General features: G+C 47.8%; 22 protein-coding genes and 2 pseudogenes. 11 read left to right on the forward strand and 13 right to left on the reverse strand.

Annotated features, from left to right (window positions below; genetic code table 11):
- From METMK1DRAFT_RS18930 to METMK1DRAFT_RS05675, 4 genes and pseudogenes are all read left to right on the forward strand, one after another.
- Positions 1–152 (forward strand): annotated as a pseudogene (locus METMK1DRAFT_RS18930) (IS256 family transposase); the annotation flags it as partial.
- Between the two features lie 157 nt (positions 153–309).
- On the forward strand, positions 310–1278 hold the full coding sequence (locus METMK1DRAFT_RS05665; RefSeq protein ID WP_048087450.1) for a metallophosphoesterase family protein: 969 nt from the start codon (positions 310–312) through the stop codon (positions 1276–1278).
- A 181-nt stretch (positions 1279–1459) separates the two neighbouring features.
- Entirely contained in the window at positions 1460–1954 is a 495-nt protein-coding gene (locus tag METMK1DRAFT_RS05670; protein WP_009071625.1) for a CBS domain-containing protein, read from the forward strand.
- A 32-nt stretch (positions 1955–1986) separates the two neighbouring features.
- A complete protein-coding gene (locus METMK1DRAFT_RS05675) occupies positions 1987–2313 on the forward strand; it encodes a hypothetical protein (protein WP_009071626.1) in 327 nt (108 codons plus the stop codon).
- Positions 2314–2536: 223 nt separating this feature from the next.
- Here the strand turns inward: METMK1DRAFT_RS05675 and METMK1DRAFT_RS05680 are convergent, their stop codons facing one another.
- The gene (locus tag METMK1DRAFT_RS05680; RefSeq protein ID WP_009071628.1) at positions 2537–4288 is read right to left on the reverse strand and encodes an archaea-specific SMC-related protein; all 1752 of its coding nucleotides are present in this window, start codon (positions 4286–4288) and stop codon (positions 2537–2539) included.
- Between the two features lie 149 nt (positions 4289–4437).
- On the opposite strand from METMK1DRAFT_RS05680, the gene METMK1DRAFT_RS17470 reads away from it, so the two are divergent.
- Both METMK1DRAFT_RS17470 and METMK1DRAFT_RS05685 read left to right on the forward strand, forming a co-directional pair.
- Positions 4438–4638, forward strand: a complete 201-nt coding sequence (locus METMK1DRAFT_RS17470; RefSeq protein ID WP_155812303.1) for a hypothetical protein — start codon at positions 4438–4440, stop codon at positions 4636–4638.
- A 467-nt stretch (positions 4639–5105) separates the two neighbouring features.
- The gene (locus METMK1DRAFT_RS05685) at positions 5106–6023 is read left to right on the forward strand and encodes a nucleoside hydrolase (RefSeq protein ID WP_009071630.1); all 918 of its coding nucleotides are present in this window, start codon (positions 5106–5108) and stop codon (positions 6021–6023) included.
- On the opposite strand, the gene METMK1DRAFT_RS05690 is transcribed toward METMK1DRAFT_RS05685, so the two are convergent.
- Positions 5986–6408 carry a Fur family transcriptional regulator gene (locus tag METMK1DRAFT_RS05690; protein ID WP_009071632.1) on the reverse strand — a complete coding sequence of 141 codons (423 nt, stop codon included), beginning with the start codon at positions 6406–6408 and terminating at the stop codon, positions 5986–5988. The two genes, METMK1DRAFT_RS05685 and METMK1DRAFT_RS05690, sit on opposite strands and share 38 nt — an antisense overlap.
- Before the next feature lie 41 nt (positions 6409–6449).
- Between METMK1DRAFT_RS05690 and METMK1DRAFT_RS05695 the strand changes: the two genes are divergently transcribed.
- Positions 6450–6653 (forward strand): hypothetical protein, encoded by a 204-nt coding sequence (locus METMK1DRAFT_RS05695; protein ID WP_009071634.1) that lies wholly within the window; start codon positions 6450–6452, stop codon positions 6651–6653.
- A gap of 113 nt (positions 6654–6766) precedes the next feature.
- On the opposite strand, the gene METMK1DRAFT_RS05700 is transcribed toward METMK1DRAFT_RS05695, so the two are convergent.
- On the reverse strand, positions 6767–7576 hold the full coding sequence (locus tag METMK1DRAFT_RS05700; RefSeq protein ID WP_048087452.1) for a CBS domain-containing protein: 810 nt from the start codon (positions 7574–7576) through the stop codon (positions 6767–6769).
- A 232-nt stretch (positions 7577–7808) separates the two neighbouring features.
- Here METMK1DRAFT_RS05700 and METMK1DRAFT_RS05705 point away from each other — a divergent pair, with 232 nt between their 5' ends.
- Together METMK1DRAFT_RS05705 and METMK1DRAFT_RS05710 are read left to right on the forward strand one after the other, a co-directional pair.
- Positions 7809–8267: a hypothetical protein gene (locus METMK1DRAFT_RS05705; RefSeq protein WP_009071638.1), complete on the forward strand. Its 459-nt coding sequence runs from the start codon at positions 7809–7811 to the stop codon at positions 8265–8267.
- Positions 8264–8893 carry a class I SAM-dependent methyltransferase gene (locus tag METMK1DRAFT_RS05710; protein ID WP_009071641.1) on the forward strand — a complete coding sequence of 210 codons (630 nt, stop codon included), beginning with the start codon at positions 8264–8266 and terminating at the stop codon, positions 8891–8893. Before METMK1DRAFT_RS05705 ends, METMK1DRAFT_RS05710 begins: the two co-directional genes overlap by 4 nt.
- Before the next feature lie 130 nt (positions 8894–9023).
- Here METMK1DRAFT_RS05710 and METMK1DRAFT_RS18935 read toward each other — a convergent pair.
- From METMK1DRAFT_RS18935 to METMK1DRAFT_RS05740, 6 genes and pseudogenes are all read right to left on the reverse strand, one after another.
- Positions 9024–9206, reverse strand: a pseudogene (locus METMK1DRAFT_RS18935) (ISNCY family transposase); the annotation flags it as partial.
- Between the two features lie 102 nt (positions 9207–9308).
- The gene (nurA, locus tag METMK1DRAFT_RS05720; RefSeq protein WP_009071644.1) at positions 9309–10304 is read right to left on the reverse strand and encodes a DNA double-strand break repair nuclease NurA; all 996 of its coding nucleotides are present in this window, start codon (positions 10302–10304) and stop codon (positions 9309–9311) included.
- Positions 10301–12880, reverse strand: a complete 2580-nt coding sequence (locus tag METMK1DRAFT_RS05725; protein WP_009071646.1) for an AAA family ATPase — start codon at positions 12878–12880, stop codon at positions 10301–10303. The genes nurA and METMK1DRAFT_RS05725 overlap by 4 nt, the downstream gene beginning before the upstream one ends.
- Before the next feature lie 2 nt (positions 12881–12882).
- Positions 12883–14028, reverse strand: coding sequence for a DNA double-strand break repair protein Mre11 (mre11, locus tag METMK1DRAFT_RS05730; protein ID WP_009071647.1), 1146 nt, complete (start codon positions 14026–14028; stop codon positions 12883–12885).
- A 2-nt stretch (positions 14029–14030) separates the two neighbouring features.
- The gene (herA, locus tag METMK1DRAFT_RS05735) at positions 14031–15521 is read right to left on the reverse strand and encodes a DNA double-strand break repair helicase HerA (RefSeq protein ID WP_009071651.1); all 1491 of its coding nucleotides are present in this window, start codon (positions 15519–15521) and stop codon (positions 14031–14033) included.
- Between the two features lie 98 nt (positions 15522–15619).
- On the reverse strand, positions 15620–16168 hold the full coding sequence (locus METMK1DRAFT_RS05740) for a hypothetical protein (protein ID WP_009071655.1): 549 nt from the start codon (positions 16166–16168) through the stop codon (positions 15620–15622).
- A 237-nt stretch (positions 16169–16405) separates the two neighbouring features.
- Here METMK1DRAFT_RS05740 and METMK1DRAFT_RS05745 point away from each other — a divergent pair, with 237 nt between their 5' ends.
- Positions 16406–17911, forward strand: coding sequence for a bifunctional ADP-dependent NAD(P)H-hydrate dehydratase/NAD(P)H-hydrate epimerase (locus METMK1DRAFT_RS05745; RefSeq protein ID WP_009071656.1), 1506 nt, complete (start codon positions 16406–16408; stop codon positions 17909–17911).
- Here METMK1DRAFT_RS05745 and METMK1DRAFT_RS05750 read toward each other — a convergent pair.
- Positions 17903–18346, reverse strand: a complete 444-nt coding sequence (locus METMK1DRAFT_RS05750; protein WP_425357378.1) for a peroxiredoxin — start codon at positions 18344–18346, stop codon at positions 17903–17905. The two genes, METMK1DRAFT_RS05745 and METMK1DRAFT_RS05750, sit on opposite strands and share 9 nt — an antisense overlap.
- A 55-nt stretch (positions 18347–18401) precedes the next feature.
- On the opposite strand from METMK1DRAFT_RS05750, the gene ppcA reads away from it, so the two are divergent.
- Positions 18402–19928: a phosphoenolpyruvate carboxylase gene (gene ppcA / locus METMK1DRAFT_RS05755; RefSeq protein WP_009071662.1), complete on the forward strand. Its 1527-nt coding sequence runs from the start codon at positions 18402–18404 to the stop codon at positions 19926–19928.
- On the opposite strand, the gene METMK1DRAFT_RS05760 is transcribed toward ppcA, so the two are convergent.
- From METMK1DRAFT_RS05760 to METMK1DRAFT_RS05770, 3 genes are read right to left on the reverse strand one after another with little or no spacing between them, the layout of a single operon-like run.
- Positions 19917–21086: an amidase gene (locus METMK1DRAFT_RS05760; RefSeq protein WP_009071665.1), complete on the reverse strand. Its 1170-nt coding sequence runs from the start codon at positions 21084–21086 to the stop codon at positions 19917–19919. The two genes, ppcA and METMK1DRAFT_RS05760, sit on opposite strands and share 12 nt — an antisense overlap.
- 23 nt (positions 21087–21109) lie before the next feature.
- On the reverse strand, positions 21110–21541 hold the full coding sequence (locus tag METMK1DRAFT_RS05765) for a hypothetical protein (RefSeq protein ID WP_009071667.1): 432 nt from the start codon (positions 21539–21541) through the stop codon (positions 21110–21112).
- A complete protein-coding gene (locus METMK1DRAFT_RS05770; protein ID WP_009071670.1) occupies positions 21531–22085 on the reverse strand; it encodes a DUF998 domain-containing protein in 555 nt (184 codons plus the stop codon). Before METMK1DRAFT_RS05770 ends, METMK1DRAFT_RS05765 begins: the two co-directional genes overlap by 11 nt.
- Positions 22086–22363 lie beyond the last annotated feature (278 nt).

The following is a 22363-nucleotide window of genomic DNA, read 5'->3' on the forward strand; positions in this document are numbered from 1 at the left end:
AGGAGGAGGTTCGGGAAGTGCCACTCCCCCTGGAGGACCGGATCGCCCGGGCCATAGCCCTCAACTACAACCTCTCGACCTGTTATCTCATCATTGTAATAATATTACAAGAGCCCTTATTTCTTCGTGATATGATCAAATATATTCAGTAATTCCTCCATTGAATAAGTCCAAATCAACAGAGATATTACAATTCGCAAAGGAGCCCTGAATCGCCCGGAGTTTGGGCCTTCATAAGATTTCTAAGACTTCTTTTCATAAGATTTTACGGGAATCAACTTTTAATTGAAGACCCACAACAGAGTTATTGTGGGTCTATTTAAGAAAAACAAGGACTCAATCTCGAACTTGTTTAAGATCATGTTCACCACCGACATTCACGGATCCGACGTAATTTTTAAGAAGTTCCTCAATGCCGGGAAGATGTATAAGGTAGATGCGTTGATCATAGGAGGAGACATAGCAGGTAAGGCCCTAATACCGGTCGTGGAGATCGGAGAGGGAAAGTACGAAATAGACGGCAAAGTGTACGGCCCCGAGGGAATGAAACAGATGGTCGATAACATAAGGAAGGAGGGAAACTACTACGTGATTGTAGACAAGAAAGGATTAGAGGACCTCAAGAACGACAAGAGGAAAGTAGATGAAGCGTTTAGGACGGCCATGAGTGAGGTCGTCAGAGGATGGGTTAGAGTAGCAGAGGAGAAGCTGAAGGATTACAACATACCTCTATACGTAAACTTGGGGAATGACGATCCAACGTACCTATTCGAGATACTCGACGAGAGCAAAATAATGAGGAGATGTGAAGGGTTGGTAGTGGAACTTGGAGGTCACGAGATGATCTCCTTTGGGTACGTCAATCCTACTCCTTGGAACACGCCTAGGGAGTTACCAGAGGATGAGATATACAGGAGGTTGAGGGATGAGGCCTTGAAGCTCAAGGATCCTTACAAGGCTATATTTAACGTGCACGCTCCACCCTTAAACACCAACCTAGATCTAGCTCCACTTTTGGACGACAATTTGAAGCCTGTAGTAAGAGGAGGAGAACTAGTCATGGTTCACGTTGGTTCCTCGTCCGTCAGGAAAGTCATAGAGGAGTTTCAGCCTCTCATAGGCCTTCACGGTCATATCCATGAGTCTAGGGCATTCGATAAACTAGGAAGAACCCTGGTGTTGAACCCAGGGAGTGAGCACTCGGAGGGCATCCTTCACGCCGCTTACGTGGTCCTTGAGAGTGATAAGGTCAAGGCCCATCAGTTCATAATAGGTTAACCACGAAGATGCTTTGTAGGCTGTTCAATTTTCTTAGACGGTGAATCTAATGAGTTTTCTTAAATTCAAAATCTAGTGTAAGATTAAAAGTAGACCTCACGTCGTCTCTGCTAAAAATTGAAGTATCTCACAAACCACCACGAAGGACAATGTTTTTTAACGGTAGAGAGAAACTAGTCCTATGACGGTCAAAGTATCCCAGGTTTCTTCCAGGTTAGTAAAGGTGATAAGAGATGAGGATCCTGTATTCCTGGCGGCGGCGGAGATGAGAAATCATAACATGGGCTCTATGCTGGTTGTGGATAACAAAGGAAAAGTAGTAGGAATAATAACCGAAAGGGATGTAGTGAGAGCTGCAGCTGAGAAGAGGGTCGACTCTCGGGTCTCTGAATATATGACGGAGGAAGTGAAGGGAGTCACAGAGGACACGACAGTGGAGGAGGCACTTGCAGTTATGTTAGAGAATGGATTCAGACATCTACCAGTGGTCGGTAAGGATGGGAAGGTAACCGGCATAATCTCCATAAGGGACTTGGCCAAGGCACTCACAGACTCGCATTTTCTTCAATATGGGAAGGAGTGGGTCGACGTGAAAGGTTCCGGGATGATCTGTCCCGTGTGTGGTCTTGAAATAGACGAATATGGCTACTGTAACTGCGGCACAGGCTCGAGCTAAACTTTTAAGACGGTATAGGCTGTTTTCTGCATATGATAATATTTTACGCCATAGGAGAGAAAGATAGGGCCAAGGAACTGGTAAGAATAATAACTAAGACAAGGTGGAAGACCATATCCAGGCACGCAGTGAAAATATCGAGCTCCTCCATAGGACCATCAATAGTCATCTTTAAGCCTACAATGGCTGCACTAGCAGTCGCCCTATGGTTAAAGGATAGAGCTGAGGAATTAGGGATGTCTACCTCAGTGGGCTGGTTCACACCAATAGGCAATGTACCTGAACCTGTTCACGATGCTGTGAGGACAGACCTCAATAAGATGCTCATGAGGAAGCTTGAGATACCCTGGAGCCCATAAATCACAATTCGTTTTTCCTGAAACAACTTGCACGTTTGCGGTAGTAGAACTTTAGAAGAACCAGTTACACTGTTAAGGATTGATTTAAACCCCTTAAATAAAATACAGTAATTTTAGCTCAGATTAGAGACTCCCAAAGTTCGTCGCTCTCTCCAGCATCGGTGGTAAGGGGTAGTTAGGTTAAACTACCCTCACTCGAAGTTCTTTCCTAGGGGACAATTTTTTAGGAAGTTGTAACTTGAGTCTCTGCCTCTTCTCTAACTATGTTTATATTGTCGTCGCTCCTAGTTATAATGACGTAGTCTGTTATTCCATTTAGATATTCGACCAGTTTCTGGAGCCTCCTCTGATCGAAGGTCATGAAGGACTCATCGACAATGAAGAACGGGGTCTTGAAGTAAGACTTTAACGCCGTAACTACCAATATGAGAGCCAACGTGGTCCTCTCTGAAGAGGAGAGTTTCTTAAGATCTAAGAACGTACCGCTCCTCTTCACCGTAAGAGTATAATTCGGCGTTATTTCTGCCTCAAGATTGAAGTCCAATTCCTTCAGGAGCGAGTTAGCCACTCTCGTGAACTCCTCCTTGGCCACCGTCAACCTCTTGATGTATTCTTGTTGTAAGTTCTCAGCCTGCTTCTCTAACTCTTCTATCTCTTTCTCTTTCTCCTTTATCTTATTCAGGGTTGAAGCAGGTATCCCCAGGGTAGAAAGTTCATATTCCAGCTGGTTCTTTTTGTTCATCAGCTCCTGTATCCTCTTTGAGACGGCGTCCTCGGGCCCAGATATCCTTATGAGGTCTGATGTCTTGTTAAACCTGTCCTCCATCTCTCTCCTCTGTCTCTCCAAGTCGCTTATCTGCTCCTTCACCATCTCCATTCTACTCAATAGTTCCTGTTTCTTTTGCTTGAGTCTAGCAACTTCGTTCTTTACGTTCTCGAACTCACCGAGCTTTCTCTGAAGCTCTTCCTTTTTCCTGTTGAGCTCGTCTATCTCCTTTTTTATGCTTTCGAAACTGTTCTGCCTCATTCTCAACTCTCCGGTAATTACGTCCACCCTTACCTTCCAATTTGAAGGATCTACGTGACTTCCGCACACGTAACAAGTGTCCGAGTGGTTCTTCTCAGCCTCCTTTATCTCGTCCAAGACTCTCTCTAACAACCTTATGCCTATCTCCGCCTCATTTCTCAGCGACGATTTCCTCTGTAACTCCTCGTTTATCTGATTTATCTGGTCTTCAAATATCTTCTTTATTTCGGGTTTGATCATGAGCTCTTTCTGTTGGATCTCCAGCTCCAGTTTGGTATGTTTAGATTGAAGGTCCACTAACTCCTTCTTCTTCTGTTCTATCTTACTATTGAGCTCAAGGAGTTTGTTCTGCCTCGTTACCGATATGGACTGGGTGGTACTGTTAATAAGTCTGTCGCTCTCCTTCTCCTTTTTAAGAGACTCGATCTCGTTTTCTATGTTCCTTATCTCAGCTTGAATACTCACCGCGTCCTTGTATTTATTCTTCAGTTCCTCGTGTTCCTCTTTTAAGATCTTGAGTTTCTCTTCAACCCCAACTTTCAACTGTTTGATCTTCTCGATCTCAGAGGTAGCAGAGATGAACCACTCTATGTTTTCCTGACCTCCAAGTATCTGGTTGAGCAACTTGTTCTCTGGTGAAAAATAGGACAGAAGTAAGGCCCTACTGTCGTCCATGATGAGCTTAGCACTCTCCACAAGCTTATTTTTCACCCTCCTTATCCTCCTATAGTATTCCTTATCATTGAGCCTAACTTCCACGTAGCCTGAGTCTGCGAAGACGTTGAGGAGATCCTCAGGTTTTATCTCAGAGGTCAGCATTGAGACTAGTGCTCTCGCTAGTGAGGTTTTACCGTAAGCGTTAGGCGCATTGTATAAGTTAACTCCCTTAGACAGTTCTATATCGAGGGGGTTGCTTATACCACCTATATTGTTAATTCTAACTTTCATCAGGTAAGAGTATTATTTATCCTTTAAAAAAATTACCCCACTAGTTTAAACCGTTTGTCCCCTACACTTTGACTCCACTCATATTGTGTTTAATCGTGATCTAGTGTAGGGACTTAGCCCTCAACCACCTACTTACGGTAGGTGAGTTGTTGGAATCCTTGGAGCCCGACGGCACGGGGCTCACACCTTTGCCATCACTCCCTTCTGGGCACAGCCCACATCGGCCAGAGAGCCTATATTTTATAAAAAATGTAATAAATGAATATAAAAATATTTTTGTTAATGTGGAAAAGGATTCAGCCTTTTCTGCAACAAAACCCATGAGGAGCAAAATCCCCTCAACAAAGTGACGAATCCATCCAGATTCGGCTGACATTTTCTTCTGTTGTTCATGAGAAGGGGTTTGGGCTTCACTGGATTTTCATGAATTTATATCCAATCATCAGCCCATGGGCTTCACCGGAGTCAGGACTGACACGTTCATTCTCCTCCCTTAGCGGGATGACCACCCAACGGAGTGTCTCCTATCCTTTGGGGAAAACCTAGATATCTTAAGTTACTGTCACATCTCGTCAGGTCGTCTTCAACTCATCTGATGTAACTATATTTATCTCTTCTGAAAAATAACAAAACTTTACGAGTTATCTGAAACTGCTGGCAACGACGTTAACAGTTCCCGTTCCTCCTACCTAACGGGTTTACCAAGGGGAAAACCAGGAAGACGTAAACATTTCAACCCTCAAAGCGTTTACTAGGAGCTCAGGACACACCGCTCATTTTATCACCTGCAAAGTGGAAGGATAACCAGTGATCAAATTTGGGGAGAAAGGTCATTTTAGATTCTGATACTGCATCTGACGACACTATCGCCATTCTACTCTCCTCAAGATTATTCGACCTCTTGGGGGTGACCATTGTAGCAGGAAACGTTGATTACGACAGCCAAGTTAAGAATTGTCTCTTTTCCCTAGAATACTTCAGATGCTCTGACGTCCCAGTGTTCTTAGGAAGTAAAAGGCCCATAATGGGACAATGGAGGACTGTTCCTGAAGTCCACGGCAAGAACGGACTGGGTGATTGGGACTATCCTGAACCTAAGAAGATACCCGAAAAGGAGGACGCGGTGGACGCGATACTGAGACTTTCCAGGGAATATGATGGGGAACTCGAGGTGTTAGCAATTTCCCCTCTTACTAACTTAGCTCTGGCTTACCTTAAGGACCCGTCAATCGCCACCAGAGTGAAGAAGGTATGGATTATGGGAGGGGCATTCAGCAGGGGGAACACTACCCCTTTCGCTGAATTTAATTTCTGGGTGGATCCAGAGGCAGCGAAGATAGTTTTAGACGCAGGATTTGACGTGACCATAGTACCTTGGGAGGTGACTGAGGAATACGGTGTCATAGATACAGAAACATGGAAAAAAATAGAGACCATGGGAACCAAACTATCGGAGTTTTTCGTGAGGGCAAACAGGACTCTCAGGGACTTCTCCATAAGCCAAGGGAATCCTGGGAGTGTACATCCAGACTCCCTCACCGTCTACCTAGCCTACGACAACTCCTCTGTGATAGAGAGTAGAAGGCTTCGTGTGGATATAGAAACCTGTTCCAAAACTAGAGGCGGAATGATCGTTGATTGGTATAGTAAAGAGAACGCCAACGCCGAGGTAGTCTTGAAGGCCGATGGGAAGAAATTTAGGGATACGCTTCTTTCAATTCTTTCTTCATTTTAGAACATTCTGCATAGACAATTACACTAAGATTCTTCGTTTCTATACCCTCTTCTTGGAGGGACTTCATTACACCTGAAAGATCCACGTCGACGTCTACTATTTCATCCATGTCTTCACAATAAACGTTCACATGCGGTTCCAATCTGACCTCATACCAGGTCTTTCCTCCAGCTTCGAAGGATCTAACTACTCCGGCCCTCTGAAGGATCTCGAGAGCATTATAGACAGTGGAAAGACTTATGCTAGGTTCTGTTTTCCTGAGCTCACTAAATATTTGCTCGCCGCTGTAATGTCCTCCTTTGCTCATGATCTTGAGGACTGCCAACCTCTGTGGGGTGACCTTCAGTCCGCGACTCCTAAGCAACTCAGCAGTGTCCATTTCCATTCTATAGTCATTCTTAAGTTGAAGTAATTAAGATTTACCCCATGTTCCATGTTGCTTCGGGCAAGAGGAATTATGTGAGCCTGGTAATGGCGTTATTATGGGCCATGATCGACTCTCGTGTGCAAGCTACTGCCTTGTGTACCCCCTGTCATGTCAAGGAGTGTGAGGGCCTCGGTAAGAGGTACTTCTTCTCCACCTACCTCGACGACAGGGGCGAGGACATCTTGACCACCTGGGATCGTTAAGGGAAGACCCAGAATTCTGAGGAACCCGATGAACTCCTGACGATCCACGTCCTATATAGTTATTTTAGTTGGAAAAGCTCAAGTAGAACACAAAACACACAGCCTAACGATGTTTAAAAGGAGGATGTATACATCTTTATTTCGTACAAGTACTTTTTGACACTCTGATCCATCATAGCTCTAATAACGTCAGTCGTTGTGACAATACCACTCAGTTTACCGTCCTTTCCCATAACAGGTATTCCCTTTATTTTCCTGGAGGCCATCAATCTTGCCGCATGGGCCATGTCCTCTTCTCCGTCAACTACGATGACGTTAGGACTCATAACGTCTCTGACCTCAACTTTAAGTTCCTTAAACTTGATCACTGGAGCTAAATACAGGAGATCTGTTGTCGTTATGACCCCCTGTACTCTTCCAGACGAGTAGACCACGAGTCTGCTTAAGTTTCGCTCTATTAATACAGATACTGCCTCACTGAGCCTGGTGCTGGGCTCTATAGTGACCACAGGTGAACTCATGTAGTCTTTGACTTTCTGAAGGCCTTTCACTTGAGAAGCGTAGAAGTTACTCAGGTCACTCTTTATAATTATACCAATAGCTTTCCCCGACTCATCACAGACCGCCAGGAGTGGCTGTCTCTTGTCTACTAGGATCTGGGCCGCCTCAAACGGATCTATGCTTGGGCTCACACAAACTAAATCCTTCCTCATGACCTCAGATACCATCACGTTCTCTATCGGTCTATCCTCTCCCATGCTATAGATAAAGTTTATAATATCTTTTTGAGTGAGAGTCCCTACCGGTTCTCCCTTCTCGTCTATCACAATGGACTTGGGCACCTGTTCCATCACCATTATCTTGGACGCATACAACAGAGTATCGAAAGGCCTCAGGATCATGAACTCCCTGATTATTCCCATGTGACTTAATATGGTGATCTGCTTAAAAACTCTGAGCCTTCCCGAGTTCCAGGATTTGCGCTTCATGGGATTTCATCATATTTCGTGTCAATCCGTTCCCGCCTCAGACGCTAGGCTTTCCACCCTTTGGACCCCCTCTTCTATAACAATTGTATCTTGGCCTCGAGAGGTTATCCTTTCGCAATATGGAAGGGAAAAACAATTAACCTTCCAAACACTATTATCTTATCAGATGGACGGATTCAGGGCTATAATAATTGACGTATTTCTCTCATCCAGGGTATCAGATTATAGTAAGATCCAGGAGGAAGGGTCAGTTAGGATGAGAAAATGTAATCACTTCAACGGTAAAAGTTGCAACCTAGTGCTCACTGAGGATTCTTTGCTGTGTTCCTGGAGAGAGGGAGAGAGTGTGTCCCCTCATCCGGTTCTCTGTTATCTTTGCCCCTTTTACTCCACAAATAGGGAGGGAAAGACTAAAGTTGGTCTCCTGGAGCTCTTGGGTTACTACACAACAATAAAGAGAAATTTGGAGAGGGAACTCATCCACATTGAGAGCAAAATCGGAGAGACTTTGTACTCCTCAATAGCTCTCAAGAGGAGAAGAGAGGAACTTATCAATATCATGGACCAGACTGACAGGAGAATCTCCCTGATTAAGACCCTCATGAGACTGGAGGGAGAGTCATGAGTTTCGATGACCCTCAGGGTTATGCCCAATGGTATAAGATCCACAGTGTAACCTATGAGAACGAATTGGCAGTAGTTAGAGCGCTAGGTCTTCACGATTGCTTAGATGTGGGTTCCGGACCTTCAGTGTTCCACGAAGTCATCGAGGGGGAAGTGGTGTCATTAGATCTTTCTGAGATAACCTTACTTTACGCTAGGGAGGGAGAGGAGAGGGTTCAGGCCGATGCCCTTCATATGCCCTTTAGGGACGAGGCTTTTCCTTGCGTGTTCAGCTCTGTCACGTTCTGCTTCATCAAGGATTTGGATACATTGATGAAGGAGATCCATAGGGTAACTAGACAAACCTTTGCAGGCTGTATTGTAGTCCTTGACTCAGAGTGGGGAAGGCATTACTCAGAACTAGCAGGTAGGGGCCACAAGTACTACTCCAAGGCTAGATTTCTTAGTAGAGAAGAGTTCTTCGGACTAGTAAAACGTTACTTCAGGATTGACAAGATAGTCTCAACCTTGAGTTACGGCCCCGATCAGAGGGAGGTGAGGGAGGCACCTAGGGAAGATTGGCAGGGGGCCTTTCTCTGCCTCAAGGGAACCAAGTTAAGGTGGACTCCTGGTCACGGGGAGCCCTGATGGGCATCCTCCCAGGAGTGATCCTGCCTAAGTTAAAGGCTGCTTTGGGGATTTTTAAATGTAGCTTTAACTAAGTAACCGTCCTACCACCTGTTGGTGAAGTTCCAGTCATGGGTTCACGAGTAGCATTTTATTGTTTTCTCCTTCTCTTGAACAATTGTTTGACACCACCGGCCTTTCGGTAAATATCGTTCACCAGCCTGGACAGCCTCTTTGTGACCTGGTTAAGACCCGTGAAGACTTAAAGGCCAGGAGGACCAGGAGAGAGTGCCTTCAGGACGACGAACCCCCTGTTCCTCAACCAGGTCAGGAATTAGCTCCTCTAGAGTCCAGGCTTGAGCTCCCTGATCACGACCTCCGAGGTAAAATCCCATAACTACTGTTCATTGGAGATAGTTCCAGCAAGCCTCATGGTTCATGAGAATTGGCTCGGCCACCAATTTACTCCCCTCCTGTTCCGTAATCCCAATATGTCCATTATCCTTTTTCTATCCACTGTTGACACCTTGACATCGTAATGTACCTGAACCAACGGATAGGGATAGCCCCTTATGGACACTGAACTCAAGTCATTCATGAGATCCTTAACCCACTGTTCGTCAACTTCCCTGGTAACGTCTACTCTTAATACCCTCTCACCTTTCTCCAGTCTAGTGTAGAAACTACAGACCTTACTCTCTCCCAGTTTTTCCCTCTGGTCCCCTATCCCAAGATACGTGGGCGTGAGTTTTCTGCACCATACAGTCGAGAATCCTGGACTTCTTGTCATGGTTTCCAGGAGAACCGCATCGGAGACCTCTTCCTTAAACAGCTCCCTACCCCTGCTCACCTTAGATATCCATACAGTTCTCTCACCGTACCTTTCCAGTAATCTCGATAGCAGAACTTGTTTCTCGTAGACCATAAAGTTCAGCATGAGATCCTCATCGCTCTGGTCCAAAGATTGTAACGTGTCATCCCTAACTTCGAAAGGTGGATCAATTTCCCTTATCTCCCCTACCTTCTTCTTGATGCTTCCGTCCATGAGTATCCAGTCTGCCTTATTTCCGTGGTTAAGGGCCAACTTCGCCTCCAACAGTGCCATCAGCTCTCCAACCCTCTCCTTGGCCTTGTTACCTGGCCTGAATACTCCAGCTCTAACGTCTCCTTCCTTCTCAAGGACTTTCTCCCCCAGGGTGATCAGGATCTCGGCGTCAACTACATATACCATTCCCACCCTTAGTTCCTTGTGGAATTCCCCTCCGTCTATGGCCGCAAACTTTTTCCTGTTCCTAGAGGAAGGGGTGAACTCTTTCCAGTTGTTTTTGACTTCTTCTATTGTTTTTTTATCAAATTCATTACCAGACAGGGTAAGCTTTCTCAGGATGAGTTGTCTGTCTGAGGCCAACCTCTCGTAAGCCTCATTTATCACTGGTTTACCCCCTCCCTGACCTTGCTCACGTCTCCCAATTTCTCGACCCTTATGACGTAGTCCGCTATCCTAAGCACCTCCTCGTCGTGGGTGACCACTATTATCTGAGGCACTGCGTTGGTTGACTCCTTTATTACGTTGAGGAGCTCCGATCTCCTCTGGGAATCGAGGTGTATGGTGGGTTCGTCCAATATCATGAAGCCCAACTCCCCCATGAGGGCTCTCGCTATAGCCAACCTCAAACCTAAGGCTATAGCTATGCGCTCACCTCCGCTGAGCATTTCCACGTTAAGCTGTTGTCCAGACATGCCGTAGGCCCTCAGGAGTGACTTGGAGTTCATTCCCTTCCCTTCCTCAAAGTTCAGGGTAACCCTTACGAACGATAGGTTGAACAGCGAGAGGAGGTCATTTAGGTTGTTCTCTATCCTCCCCCTCACAGTGGAAATGAGATACCTCTGCATCATGTTTTCTCCCAGTATCTTCCTCAACCTCTCCAACCTCTCCTGTGCCCTCCTGTACTTGGTTATTTGACTCATCTCCTCACTGAGTTGCCTCTCCCTCTCCCCGTTGATTCTCAACCTCTCCTCTACTTTTGCCTTCTCACCTCTCACCTTCGCTAGTTCCAGCTCCGCTCTCCGTATGCTCTCAGTCAACGCCTCCAGATCTCCCTTAAACCTGGTGTAATCTTCCTCGGTGAAGTTCAGTGACTTGAGCTCCTCCTCCAATCTAGTGAGAAGTTCCCTCAACTCTTCCTCCTTCCTCAGAAGTACTTCCCTTTCACCTACCTGTCTTTGGATGTTGTCCCTCTCCTTCCTGAGATTGACGAGTCTCCTGAGGTTCACTTCAACCTGCTCTCTGGTAGTCCCTCCTAGTCTCTCCTCGACCTCTTTTACCTCCCTCTTCAAGAGAGTGAGGTCTTGGATCACTCTGCCCAGCCTTCCCTCAAGTTCCTCGACCTCCTGTTCGTCCACTCCAGCCACCTTGGTGAACTGTCTCTCAACTTCCAGTAGTTCAAGCTCTTGACCCCTCAACGAGCTATACTCGTCCTCCTTGTCCTTGACGTCCTCTAACTCCCTTGTTCTCCTCCTCAACTCGGTCTCGAAGTTGCTTAAAGTCTTCTCGATCTGCTCTCTCCGTGCCTTCAATTCTCTGGCCCTGTCTAATCTCCTCCTGATGTCTCCCCTCCTACCCTCCAGCTCTCTCACTTCCCTCCTCAGTTCCTCGATCCTCTTCCTGGACTCACTGAGCTTCTTCTCAGTGTCGGTTATCAGGAGAATCCTATGCTCCTCGTCTAGGGGACCGCCGCATACGGGACACTTCCCTCCTTTGGCCTCCCTGAGCGACTCGAGGCTCCTCATTAGTTCCTGTTGCAAGTTCTCAGTAGCCTCTTGGGATGACCTCGCTATAGTCAGCCTCTCCTCCAGTTCCTCCAGTTCCCTCTGCAGTGAGTCCAGGTTCACTTGAGGGAGTTCCTCCAATTCCCTCCTCTGTTCTGCCAACTTCCTCTCTATATCGTCCACAAGGGACTTCAGGCTCTGATACCTTTGATGATCTTGCTCCAGCTCCCTAATCCTTACCCTAACCCTCTGTAGGTTGGCATATTTAGGCTCCAGCTTTCTCTTGATCTCCAAGCTCGACGTAAGCTTTGTCAAGTTCCTCTCCAACTGTCCCTTCACGCCCTCAAGGTCGTTGAGACGTCTTCTCTTCTCCTGAAGGACGTCTAGGAGTGCCTTCTTCTCCTCGTACTTTTGTAAGTCCCCTATCTCCTTTTCCAACTCCTTCAGCCTCCTCTCCAGGTCCTGAGTTAGCTTCAATCTGTCCTGGGTGATCCTCAACTCCGAGGCTGCTCCCTCCAACCTGGAGCGTAACTCAATGAATTTACTGCGCTTTTCCTCGAGGCTGGACAACTGGTTCTTCAGCTTAGCCTCGTCAACCCTGAGTTTGCTCGTCTTACTCTCCAAGGAACTCTCCAACTCCTCTAACCCCCTGAGTTCCTGCCTGTCCCTCTCCATCTCCTCCCTCAACTTCCTCAACTCCTGGTCCATCTCCTCGGCCCTTTGTGCCTTTAGCTCATACTCCTTGGAGAGTTGCCTGAGTTTACCGTTGGAGTCGGTGAGTTTCTCTAGATTAGTTATCATGAGTATCCTCTTTATTACTTCCCCGAGATCCTCAAAGACGGACTCTATCTCCCCTTGCCTTACCAATACTGTGTTGAGGAGTACACCCTCGTCGAGGTTCATCTCCCTCAACTTTTCCGTGACGGCGTTGGAACTCCTCGCTTCTAGCTTCCCGTTTATGTAGAGCAGATCAGACCTTGTGGGGATGCCCCTCACTATCCTTATCTCCCCCCTATCTGTTCGCAACGTCAAGTCAACCTCCGCGCTACTGGCTCCCTGTCTTATCATGTCCTCCCTGTTACCCCTACCCTTCTTGAAGAGGGCAAAGGTTATGCCGTCTATTAAAGAACTCTTTCCAGCCCCGTTATGACCTATTATAACGTTGATGTCCCCGGGAAAGGTAACTACGGTGTCCTGATGGCTCAGGAAGTCCTTCAACCTAAGCCTGACTATCCTCATGGTCACATCTCCGCAAACTTCCTTAGGATCTCTAGGGCCTCATCTGAATCGTACTTCTCCACGGCCTCCAAGATCAACTTGACCTCTCCTTCGTTGTAACCTTGAGCCTTGAGATAGGAGGCCATAAGTTCTTCCACACTCCCTTGGGTTTGTGGAGGGGAGACCTTCTCCCTTACGTCAATCGTCTCATCCTTATAAACCCTGTAGAAGTCCACATACCCCTCCAGTCTCGAGAGTCTCTTGAGGGCGACGGCCCTCCTGGCCGAGTCCCCCTCCAGTATCAAGTGGAGGATAGGTTTACGCTTAGAGCTAAGACCCTGCAACTTACTCAGTAACCTGTCGATCTCCGAGTCTACGTCGTCTACCCTCACTTTCTCCACCAATTGTGGTCTCACATCAACGTTGATCGGCTGAGTCAGGGGTTCCTTTCCGCTTAGGTCGACCAAGTAACCACCCTTCCCCTTCTTAGCCCAAGGTTCTATCTCCTCTTCTCTTATTATTTCTGGAGAGCCAGCTACCACCAGTCTGCTTCCGTCTGGGAGCACATTCTCTATCCTGGAGTGGACATGACCGCAGGCGTAGTACTGGAAACCTTTAGGTAGGTTTCCAATCTCAAGTTGCCACGCGTTGTCGTATGGCAACATTTCCCTGAACCCCTGGTGTAGCATTAGCACGTTCCTGTCCCCGTCAGGCTTGAGGGAGCCGAGGATTTGGAGTAACCTCTCCTTGAAGACATTACTCATGTTCCTAATGCCGTAAATCTTAACGGACAGGTTGTCCTCCCTCAGTTCGTAGAAGGACTTCTCGGAATCCCCTAGTAACACCTTAATGAGGCCCAATGAATCCCCAAGGAGCCTCTGCGGATATACCTCCTCCCTCACCTTTGGAGTGTCGTGGTCTCCAGGTATAGTTATGAAGGGGACTCCATTTTCCCTGAGCACCCTAGTCTCGTCGACGAACACCTTGAGTGCCCTGTTGCTCGGCTTATACACGTCAAAGAGGTCTCCAGTATGTATTACTGCCTTCACGTGCTCCCTCACTGCGATCTCCATTAATTGATGGAAGGCGTTGTAGACGTCCTCCTCTCTGGACTCCCTATTATATCTTCTGCTCCCCAGGTGAGTGTCAGATATGTGGAGTATCTGCATGCTCAACCGAACTCCGTGTCCTGGATGCCCGATTGCATTAAGGAACTCCACTCCCCTTTCATGTCAGGGTCCGCACCACCGAGCTTCCCCTTGAACTTCGCTATCTTGACGAACGCGGGCAGTCTCACCAGTCCGCCTATCACTATGGCCTCACCAGTGCCCAATGACGAGAGTTGCTCCACAAGGTCCTCAGTCAGGTTATCGCTGGCCTCTAGGACGTACTTCTTGTCTGTAGGTTCCACTATCCTCAAGATGATCTTGTTGGTCATCTGACTGAGGATGTTCTCATCTAATCCCTTGGGTCTCTGGCTAACTATTATCATGCTCACCCCGAACTTTCTCCCCTCTCTGGCTATCTTGGAGGCCCAATACTTGGTCAAGGTGTCCTGGTTCTTGGAAAGGAACACGTGAGCTTCTTCTATTATCGTGATGACGGGGAACCTCAGGCCTGATCCCTTTGTCTTATATTCCTTCCTTGAGTCCAAGAGTTTCCTAAGGTAGTGGGAGGCCACTGCGTCCATTCCGTCCTCGTCCAGGTGACTGATATCTACGACGTTGACCGTGGCGTGTTTTATCCTTGACGTTATGTCAGGTGCGGTCAAGTCTATGAGATTCCCATACCTGTCCACGAATTCGTCAAGCTTATTCTTCACCTCATCCGCTGCTTCCTTCTGAGACCTCTGCCCCTTCCCCTCCCCTTCACCCTTGAGTATCGCATCGATCTCTCTCTCCATATCCTGAACGAAGGACGAGTTAAGGGACTGGTAATCCACCGTGCCCTCCTTTATCATGTCCCTCACCTTTTTCACATATTCCGTGAAGGCCCTCCTTAAAAATCGATACTGTATGTGTGCATTGCCTCTAATTTCTAATAATGTCGCAAACTCTCTGGGCTTTAGATGTAAAGGATTTAATTTTGGCTCTATAATGTTTAGAGGTTTTATATCGGAGGTGTAATACTCTCCATGATAATCAAATATTATTACAGCCCCCCCAATTTCTGCTATGCTCTGTGATAGTACTGCGACTGTGTTGGACTTTCCACTGCCTGTAGCTGCCAAGATGGCAAGATGACGGGAAAGGGAATTCACCTTGATGGTGACCGGAATGGTCATTCCGATAACGTGACCTATGACTATGTCTCCCCCAGAGAAGATCTCCCTGAGCTCATCGTCATTAGCAAACCTGACCGGAGTTCCAGGACTAGGAGGCAGGTCTGGCTGGGAGCCTGAGTTCATGTCGTAGAGGAGTTTGATTACGGCCTTCACGAATTGAGGTATGGCTGTTTCAAAGTCTCTCAGTCGCTGGACTATCTTAACGTCGTTGGTACTCAGGTCGAGGAACGGGCTTCCTCTGGTTACCTGAGTGATGAGTCCTAGAACCTTAGCTCCGTCATACTCTAGGATCACGTATCTCCCAACTCTAACCGGGCTCTCGGCTAGCATCAGTGCCTCCTGGGGTGAGGCCTCCCCTATCACGTATCCTATAATCATTAAGATAAAGAGGGGGGATCACTGCAATAAATGTTAATGTATAGGAAAAGGTATTATCCGAACTATAGAACAAAAAAGGACAGATAGAAATCAAGAGATTAAAGAGCTTTTGCGACTTTCCTCGTGGCCTCAGCTATGTCCTTCTCTTGCTCAGCGTAAGCACACAGCATTGCCTCTATGTCGGCGTGTCCCTCCTCCTTGGCCTTCATGGCAACGTTATTGTACTCACTGACGTGTTCCTCTGCCTCCTCCTTCGTGAACTGTCCCAGCATGGCCGAGACTTTCCTCGTGGCCTCAGCTATGTCCTTCTCTTGCTCAGCGTAAGCACACAGCATTGCCTCTATGTCGGCGTGTCCCTCCTCCTTGGCCTTCATGGCAACGTTATTGTACTCACTGACGTGTTCCTCTGCCTCCTCCTTCGTGAACTGTCCCAGCATGCTTTCGGTTCCAGTGTGGGCGAACAGCTTCTCGAATATACCCCTGGCGTGGCCCATCTCCACTCTGGCCTTCTCCCTCAGTATCTTCGCTTCCTCCTTTCTTCCTGCAGCCTCTAGTTTGTCTGCAAGGAAGCTGAGCAGCATGTAGTCCTCTGCGTTGGCTTTGAATAACTCTTTCAATCCCATTTCGGTTTCCTTACCCAGAACCATTTCGATCACTGCATAACTACAGCCCTGAAGGTTAATAAGTCTTGATTAACATTATCATAATAATACACCTATCATATAATCACAAAATATTTAAAAAGAGAGCGAAAGGTTAATAGCGTTGTACCTATTTTTAAAGTTGGAATATTTAAGCATAGATGATGAGTGACTCCGATATTGAGAGGTGATAGGGTAACTCGACGCTGAAAAGTTTTTACCCCTGACGCCATTTGTATGTAGATGATAACTTCCAAGAGGATGAGGGCACTGGAGATCAACAGTGACAGTCTGGGCGTCTCGACACTACAGTTGATGGAGAATGCCGGAAGGGCAGTAGTGGAGGAGATCGAAAAGGAGGTGAGCTTAGATAACGTGTCGGCGACGGTCTTCGTGGGACATGGGGGAAAAGGTGGAGATGGTCTAGTTGTTGCAAGGCAACTCGCTGGACGTGGAGCTAAAGTCAGGGTCATACTCCTAGGAGAGATAAAACATAAGGACGCCCTAGTGAACCTTAACGCCGTCATGGAGATGGACTACAGTGTCGAGTTAAAGGAGGTGTACGACCTATCTGAGTTGACGTCTACCAAGTCTGATGTCCTGATAGACGCAATGCTCGGCACTGGAGTAAAAGGTAAGATAAGGGAACCTTTCGTGACCGCAATAGAGGTCTTTAACAAGAGTCAAGGATTTAAGGTCTCCATAGACGTTCCCTCTGGCCTAGATCCAGACACTGGAGAATCCCTCGGAGCACACGTAACCCCAGACTTGGTGGTCACATTTCACGATATGAAGGTTGGCCTACTTAAGGTGGGATTCAGAACTGTTGTAAAAAAGATAGGTATTCCTCCAGAGGCAGAGCTCTATGTGGGGCCTGGGGATTTAATGGTAAACCTGAAGCCCAGGGACATGAAGAGTAGGAAGGGTGTCGGGGGTAGAGTACTAGTTGTGGGGGGGAGTAAGACCTTCAGTGGAGCACCTGCCCTTGCAGGAATGGCTGCCTTGAGGACTGGAGCTGATCTAGTCTATATAGCATCTCCGGAGGAGACGGCCAAGACCATAGCGTCATATTCTCCAGACTTAATTGTAGTAAAGTTAAGAGGAGAGAACTTCAATCAAAGGAACTTGGAGGAGTTGAAACCTTGGGCAGAGAAGGCCAATGCCGTGATCTTCGGACCAGGTCTCGGTCTGGATCCAGAAACCATTGAGGCTGCCTTGCCCTTTCTGGAGATGTTGATGTCCTTGGGAAAACCGGTGGTTCTTGACGCCGATGGTCTTAAGGCAGCAAAGGGTCATAGACTCAATAAGAATGTGGTTATAACTCCCCATCCAGGCGAGTTCAAGATATTCTTCGGGGAAGACCAGGAGCTGAATGAGAGGAAGAGGATCCAACAGGTCATGAGGAAGGCAGAGGAGTGCAATTGCGTAATACTTCTCAAGGGTTATTTGGATATTATCAGTGACGGCAGAGAGTTCAGGCTCAATAAGACCGGAAATCCAGGTATGACCACTGGAGGAACGGGGGACACACTTACAGGGATTATAGGCACCCTTTTGGCACAGGGGCTTACCACGTTCGATGCTGCCTCAATCGGTGCACTAATTAATAGTTTAGCTGGAACAGTTGCATTTTCCAATTATGGAGCCCACATAACTGCTACAGATGTGATAGCCAACATACCTTACGTCATGAACGATCCTGTTGGGGCATTCAAGAAAAAAGTGTACAAAAGAGTCATTTCATGGTAGTTTCTTGACTTCTTCCAAGGCCTTATCTGCGTGCTCCTCGGCCTTCTTTAGGTTTCTGAGGACTGATACCACTTTGCCCTCCCTGTCTATTATGAAGGTTACCCTCTGGGCACTGCTTCCCTTCTCGTTGAGGACTCCGTACGTAGACGAAATCGCCTTATCCTTGTCCGAGACTACGGGGAACTTAGCTCCGTACTTCTCTGCGAACCTCTTTTGTGTTTCCACAGAGTCCACGCTCACACCAAGGATCTCTGCCCCCAGATTGACGAATTGCTCGTAGAGCTCTACGAACCTCTGTATCTCCCTCGTGCAGCCAGGCGTAAATGACTTGGGATAAAAGTAGAGTATCACCTTCTTCCCCTTAAGTTGGGATAGCCTCACCCTTCCCTTGCTAGAGTCAGCCTCGAAGTCGGGTGCAAGCTGGTTTGGTTCTATCATGTTCTAAACCTTGCTGTGATAACCTTAAAAGCGTTCTTCGTAACAACGACCCATGAGAAAGTTACCGCGGACCATGTCCACTCAACACCCAGATAACGCCAGAGTTCCAGAGTGGGCTAGGAGGGAGGTAATAGAGGGAGACGATGAAGTGCTAGAGGCCTACTTCGCCTACTCCTCCCTGGGGGTTCACGAGGTTATGTGGGACGCTGAGGGAAAGGATGTAGATACTCACGTAGTGAGAAAACTCTTCTCTTCTTTTCAAGATTATTTCAGAGAGAACGTACTTGGGGAAGACATATTCTTGACCTACAGGCTACCAAACCCAAAGATAGAGGGGGCAGAGAGGAAAGTGTTCGCCGAGACCATGGAGAGCGTACCCATAACCTTCGACGTCGCTGAGAAATTTTACGGGAAGAGGGTCGTGCCCGTATTCGAGGTCATCCTTCCCTTCACCACGGAGGCCATGGATCTCATATCCGTGGCGAGGTACTATGAAAGGGCGGTGGCTGCTGAAGAGGACATAGAGCTCTACGATGGAGTTCGCGTGCGAGATCTAGTGGGTGAGATCTATCCCAAGAAGATTGAGGTGATCCCCCTCATAGAGGACAGGGACTCCCTATTTAAGACCGGGGAGATCTTAGAGGGTTACTTCAAGGCTGTGAAGCCCAGCTACATGAGGGTTTTCATAGCAAGGTCAGATCCAGCCATGAACTACGGAATGTTAAGTGCAGTCCTCCTGGCCAAGTACGCCCTTAGCTCAACAGAGAAGTTCTCCAAGAAGGTCGGTATACCCGTCTTCCCCATCATAGGAGTGGGCTCGCTCCCCTTCAGGGGACATCTTAGCCCGGAGAATTATATCAAGGTCTCTGAGGAATACTTGGGGGTCCATACTTTTACTGTCCAATCTGCATTCAAGTACGACTATCCACAGGAGAAGGTGAGAGAGGCCATATCCTTCCTTAACTCTCTACCGCAAAGGGAGCCAAGGATCCTGGACGAAAGGGAAGAAAAGATTCTCAAAGGGATAGTTGGAAAATATACGTCAAGGTATCAGCCCACAATAGAGTCCATGGCAGACCTCATCAACAGGGTGTCACTCACTATACCACCCAGGAGGGCCAGGAAGCTCCACATAAGCCTGTTCGGCTACGCCAGGAGCACCGGAAGGGTTACGTTGCCCAGGGCCATCACTTTTGTAGGTGCACTTTACAGTATTGGGATTCCTCCTGAGATAATTGGCGTGGCCTCCTTGTCTGGACTCAACCAGGAGGAGTGGGAGGTCCTGGGGGAGAACTATAAGTATATGAGACATGATTTAAGCGAAGCCTCTAAGTTCTTCAGCTGGAACTCCCTAGACCTGATATCTAGCTGGATCGGGGAAGAGGTGATTAAGTCCCTGAGAGAGGACGTGAAGTTCCTGGAGGACAATCTGGGAGTAAGGGTAGGGCCTAAGGACTACGAGTCAAAGAAACACACTCTCCTCTCTGAGCTCCTCATCCTAGCCCTCAGGGAGGGGAGAATAAACGAAGCCAGAGAGTACATAAGGGAAATGGCCATGATCAGGAGGTCAATTGGATGAGATGAGGTATTTGGCCACGTCCAATACAGTTCCGTCTCTGTACGGGGGTCCACTAACCATCAGACCTACGGGTAGCCCTTCAAGCTCCAGGAAAGGAATACTTATTGATGGGGCCCCCACTAAGTTGAAAAGCTCGGTTATTCCCACCAACTTATCCCTGAACTCTTTCTCCTTCCCCAAGACATCGTGGATCTTTGGGGCCACCATCTTTGTAGTGGGAGATAGTACCACGTCTACATCCTTGAAGACCCCCACATACTCCTCAAGGAGAAGCCTCCTTTTCCTAAGGGAGTTAATATAGTCTACCGCAGTGACCGAAAGACCTGAAGATAACACCTCACGTACATCAGGGAAGTACTCCTGAGCTCTGGAGTTCAGCCAGTCCATATGGTATGACGCCCCCTCGCTCACGGCAATTGTTCTCCTCACTTTTCCTCCTTCTTTCTCTAGGTTGGGGAGACTTACCTTTACTATGTCGAGACCAAATTCTTCCACCCTATCCCTCAGCTTCACTGACACTTCATCTTCACCAAACATAAAGAGACCTGCCCTTATCTTAGTCCCTCCCTTGCTCATGAACACTTTCCTAGTCTCCACTGGAGTTACGTTCACCACCACCCTCCATAAGACCTCGAAGTCCCTTGTCAGGAACCCTATGGTGTCTAGGGTCCAACTGAACGGAATTACCCCAGATTTGGGTAGTATACCTGTGGTAGGTTTGTAACCTATCACCCCACAAAGGGAGGCAGGTATCCTCACAGATCCTCCAGTGTCCGTTCCCACACCTACGTCCACGATTCCTAGCCCCACGGCCACCGCAGATCCACCGCTGGAACCCCCGCTTATCCTCTCTGGATCCCTAGGATTTCTGGCGGGACCGGCTATGGAAGAGGTGTTTGTCGCACCTACAGCGAACTCGTGGGTGTTGGTCTTGCCTAAAATGGTTCCACCCAATTCCAAGACTCTCTTTACCACCCACGCGTCATTCTTTGGTACGTAATTTGAGAGGATCCTCGAGCCAGCGGTAGTCCTGATCCCTGCGGTCTCTATAATATCCTTGATCCCAAAGGTCAGTCCGCTGAGTGGACCAGCCTTATTACCCTTCTCTTGTATAGTTATGAAAGGGGCGTATCTGGAATTCAATTTCTCTAACGACATCCTCGGTCACACAGGGGAGGGGTTCAGGTAGGCTCGTTGAGCTTAAGTCTCCCGAGCTCATTTAATACCTTCTCCACAAACAAATCGATTTCCTCCCTTTTAACACCTCTCCTCTCAGCCTCCTGGATAACCAGATCCTCTACCGCCGAATAGTTTTTCAATTCCTCGTTGAGTTTCCTCCAGGGAACACCCTTGAGCGATCGGGCTATCCTCTCGTCGAAGGGTAACCTCCCTTCCATCATCAGGACTGCTATTATGGGATAGCCCACATAATGTCTGAACTTAGTCCCATTATCATCACTATAGGCTAGGTCACCCTTAACCCAGACTTCATATTCTCTGTCGCCTTCAGACGACCTCACTCTGTACTTCTCTCCCTCTTTCCTTATCCTACCATCGGCTATGGAACCCAGGGCCTCCAACACCTTTATTCTGGGAGGTCTCTTAAGCCTCAACTACTTCACCTCCCGAGATTAGGGAACCGAAGGAAGTTGCCCATATTAGATCGGGTAGAACTATGAACCTCTCAACCCCTCCAGGACCCAAGGTTCCAAATATCTTGAAGACGAAGAGAGCCAGAGAGATCAAGGAGGTCAACCCCAAGATCGGGAAGAGAACCCTCACACTCCCCCTCACCATCCTTGTAGCCGGAAAAGAGGCCAACGAGGAGAAGAGGAATGCCAACAGAGCCGAGATCAGGTGAGGGGGCCCCGTGGTTTCAGGGAATATCCCAACCCCGATCATACCTAGCCCACCTATCACGAAAAGGGTCGTCAGTGACTTCCTCCCTATGAGTATTCCGCTCATTAGCACGAGGATCCCTAAGGCTATGACAGACCCGTTGAAGATGAAGGACGTCGGTCCAACTCCTAGGTCGCTAATATAATTGTAATTTAAGTTATATCCCTTGTAAAGCTCCTCTGCCAAAAGGGTGAACGCCCAGAACTGTGTAGTTCCTACGACGAGGAGAACGCCGGATAACCTGACTCTTCTGTTCATATTTTTACTTACTTGTTCAAAAGTTAAAACCCTTGAAGACCTGAGGTCTAGACGTTTACGAGAGAGGACAGATTCAACGAGCGCCTCCAGTGAGGAACTCACTAGATTTCAGGGACAGTGGCGAGGGCCCACAGAAGAAACGCGGAGTTTTACTGGAACGCCATTGGTAAGGGTAAGTGTGACCGATGAGCCTCATGAACGGAGGGTTAGGCATTCAAGGTAGAATCGTCCCTCCTAGGGACTCCCTTCTTAGCTCGCGCTCCCTACTCTCGCTCCTT

Origin of the sequence: Metallosphaera yellowstonensis MK1, from assembly GCF_000243315.1 — an archaeon.
Taxonomy (GTDB): domain Archaea; phylum Thermoproteota; class Thermoprotei_A; order Sulfolobales; family Sulfolobaceae; genus Metallosphaera; species Metallosphaera yellowstonensis.

Excerpts from the sequence above, each read along its gene's own strand:
- METMK1DRAFT_RS05770 (WP_009071670.1), bottom strand. The coding sequence starts at position 22,085 with ATGAACAGAAGAGTCAGGTTATCCGGCGTTCTCCTCGTCGTAGGAACT.
- METMK1DRAFT_RS05740 (WP_009071655.1), bottom strand. The coding sequence starts at position 16,168 with ATGGTTCTGGGTAAGGAAACCGAAATGGGATTGAAAGAGTTATTCAAA.
- METMK1DRAFT_RS05675 (WP_009071626.1), top strand. The coding sequence starts at position 1,987 with ATGATAATATTTTACGCCATAGGAGAGAAAGATAGGGCCAAGGAACTG.
- mre11 (WP_009071647.1), bottom strand. The coding sequence starts at position 14,028 with ATGCAGATACTCCACATATCTGACACTCACCTGGGGAGCAGAAGATAT.
- METMK1DRAFT_RS05745 (WP_009071656.1), top strand. The coding sequence starts at position 16,406 with ATGATAACTTCCAAGAGGATGAGGGCACTGGAGATCAACAGTGACAGT.
- ppcA (WP_009071662.1), top strand. The coding sequence starts at position 18,402 with ATGAGAAAGTTACCGCGGACCATGTCCACTCAACACCCAGATAACGCC.
- METMK1DRAFT_RS05690 (WP_009071632.1), bottom strand. The coding sequence starts at position 6,408 with ATGGAAATGGACACTGCTGAGTTGCTTAGGAGTCGCGGACTGAAGGTC.
- METMK1DRAFT_RS05700 (WP_048087452.1), bottom strand. The coding sequence starts at position 7,576 with ATGGGAATAATCAGGGAGTTCATGATCCTGAGGCCTTTCGATACTCTG.
- METMK1DRAFT_RS05760 (WP_009071665.1), bottom strand. The coding sequence starts at position 21,086 with ATGTCGTTAGAGAAATTGAATTCCAGATACGCCCCTTTCATAACTATA.
- METMK1DRAFT_RS05670 (WP_009071625.1), top strand. The coding sequence starts at position 1,460 with ATGACGGTCAAAGTATCCCAGGTTTCTTCCAGGTTAGTAAAGGTGATA.
- METMK1DRAFT_RS05710 (WP_009071641.1), top strand. The coding sequence starts at position 8,264 with ATGAGTTTCGATGACCCTCAGGGTTATGCCCAATGGTATAAGATCCAC.
- METMK1DRAFT_RS05695 (WP_009071634.1), top strand. The coding sequence starts at position 6,450 with ATGTTCCATGTTGCTTCGGGCAAGAGGAATTATGTGAGCCTGGTAATG.
- METMK1DRAFT_RS05705 (WP_009071638.1), top strand. The coding sequence starts at position 7,809 with ATGGACGGATTCAGGGCTATAATAATTGACGTATTTCTCTCATCCAGG.
- herA (WP_009071651.1), bottom strand. The coding sequence starts at position 15,521 with ATGATTATAGGATACGTGATAGGGGAGGCCTCACCCCAGGAGGCACTG.
- METMK1DRAFT_RS05680 (WP_009071628.1), bottom strand. The coding sequence starts at position 4,288 with ATGAAAGTTAGAATTAACAATATAGGTGGTATAAGCAACCCCCTCGAT.
- METMK1DRAFT_RS05725 (WP_009071646.1), bottom strand. The coding sequence starts at position 12,880 with ATGAGGATAGTCAGGCTTAGGTTGAAGGACTTCCTGAGCCATCAGGAC.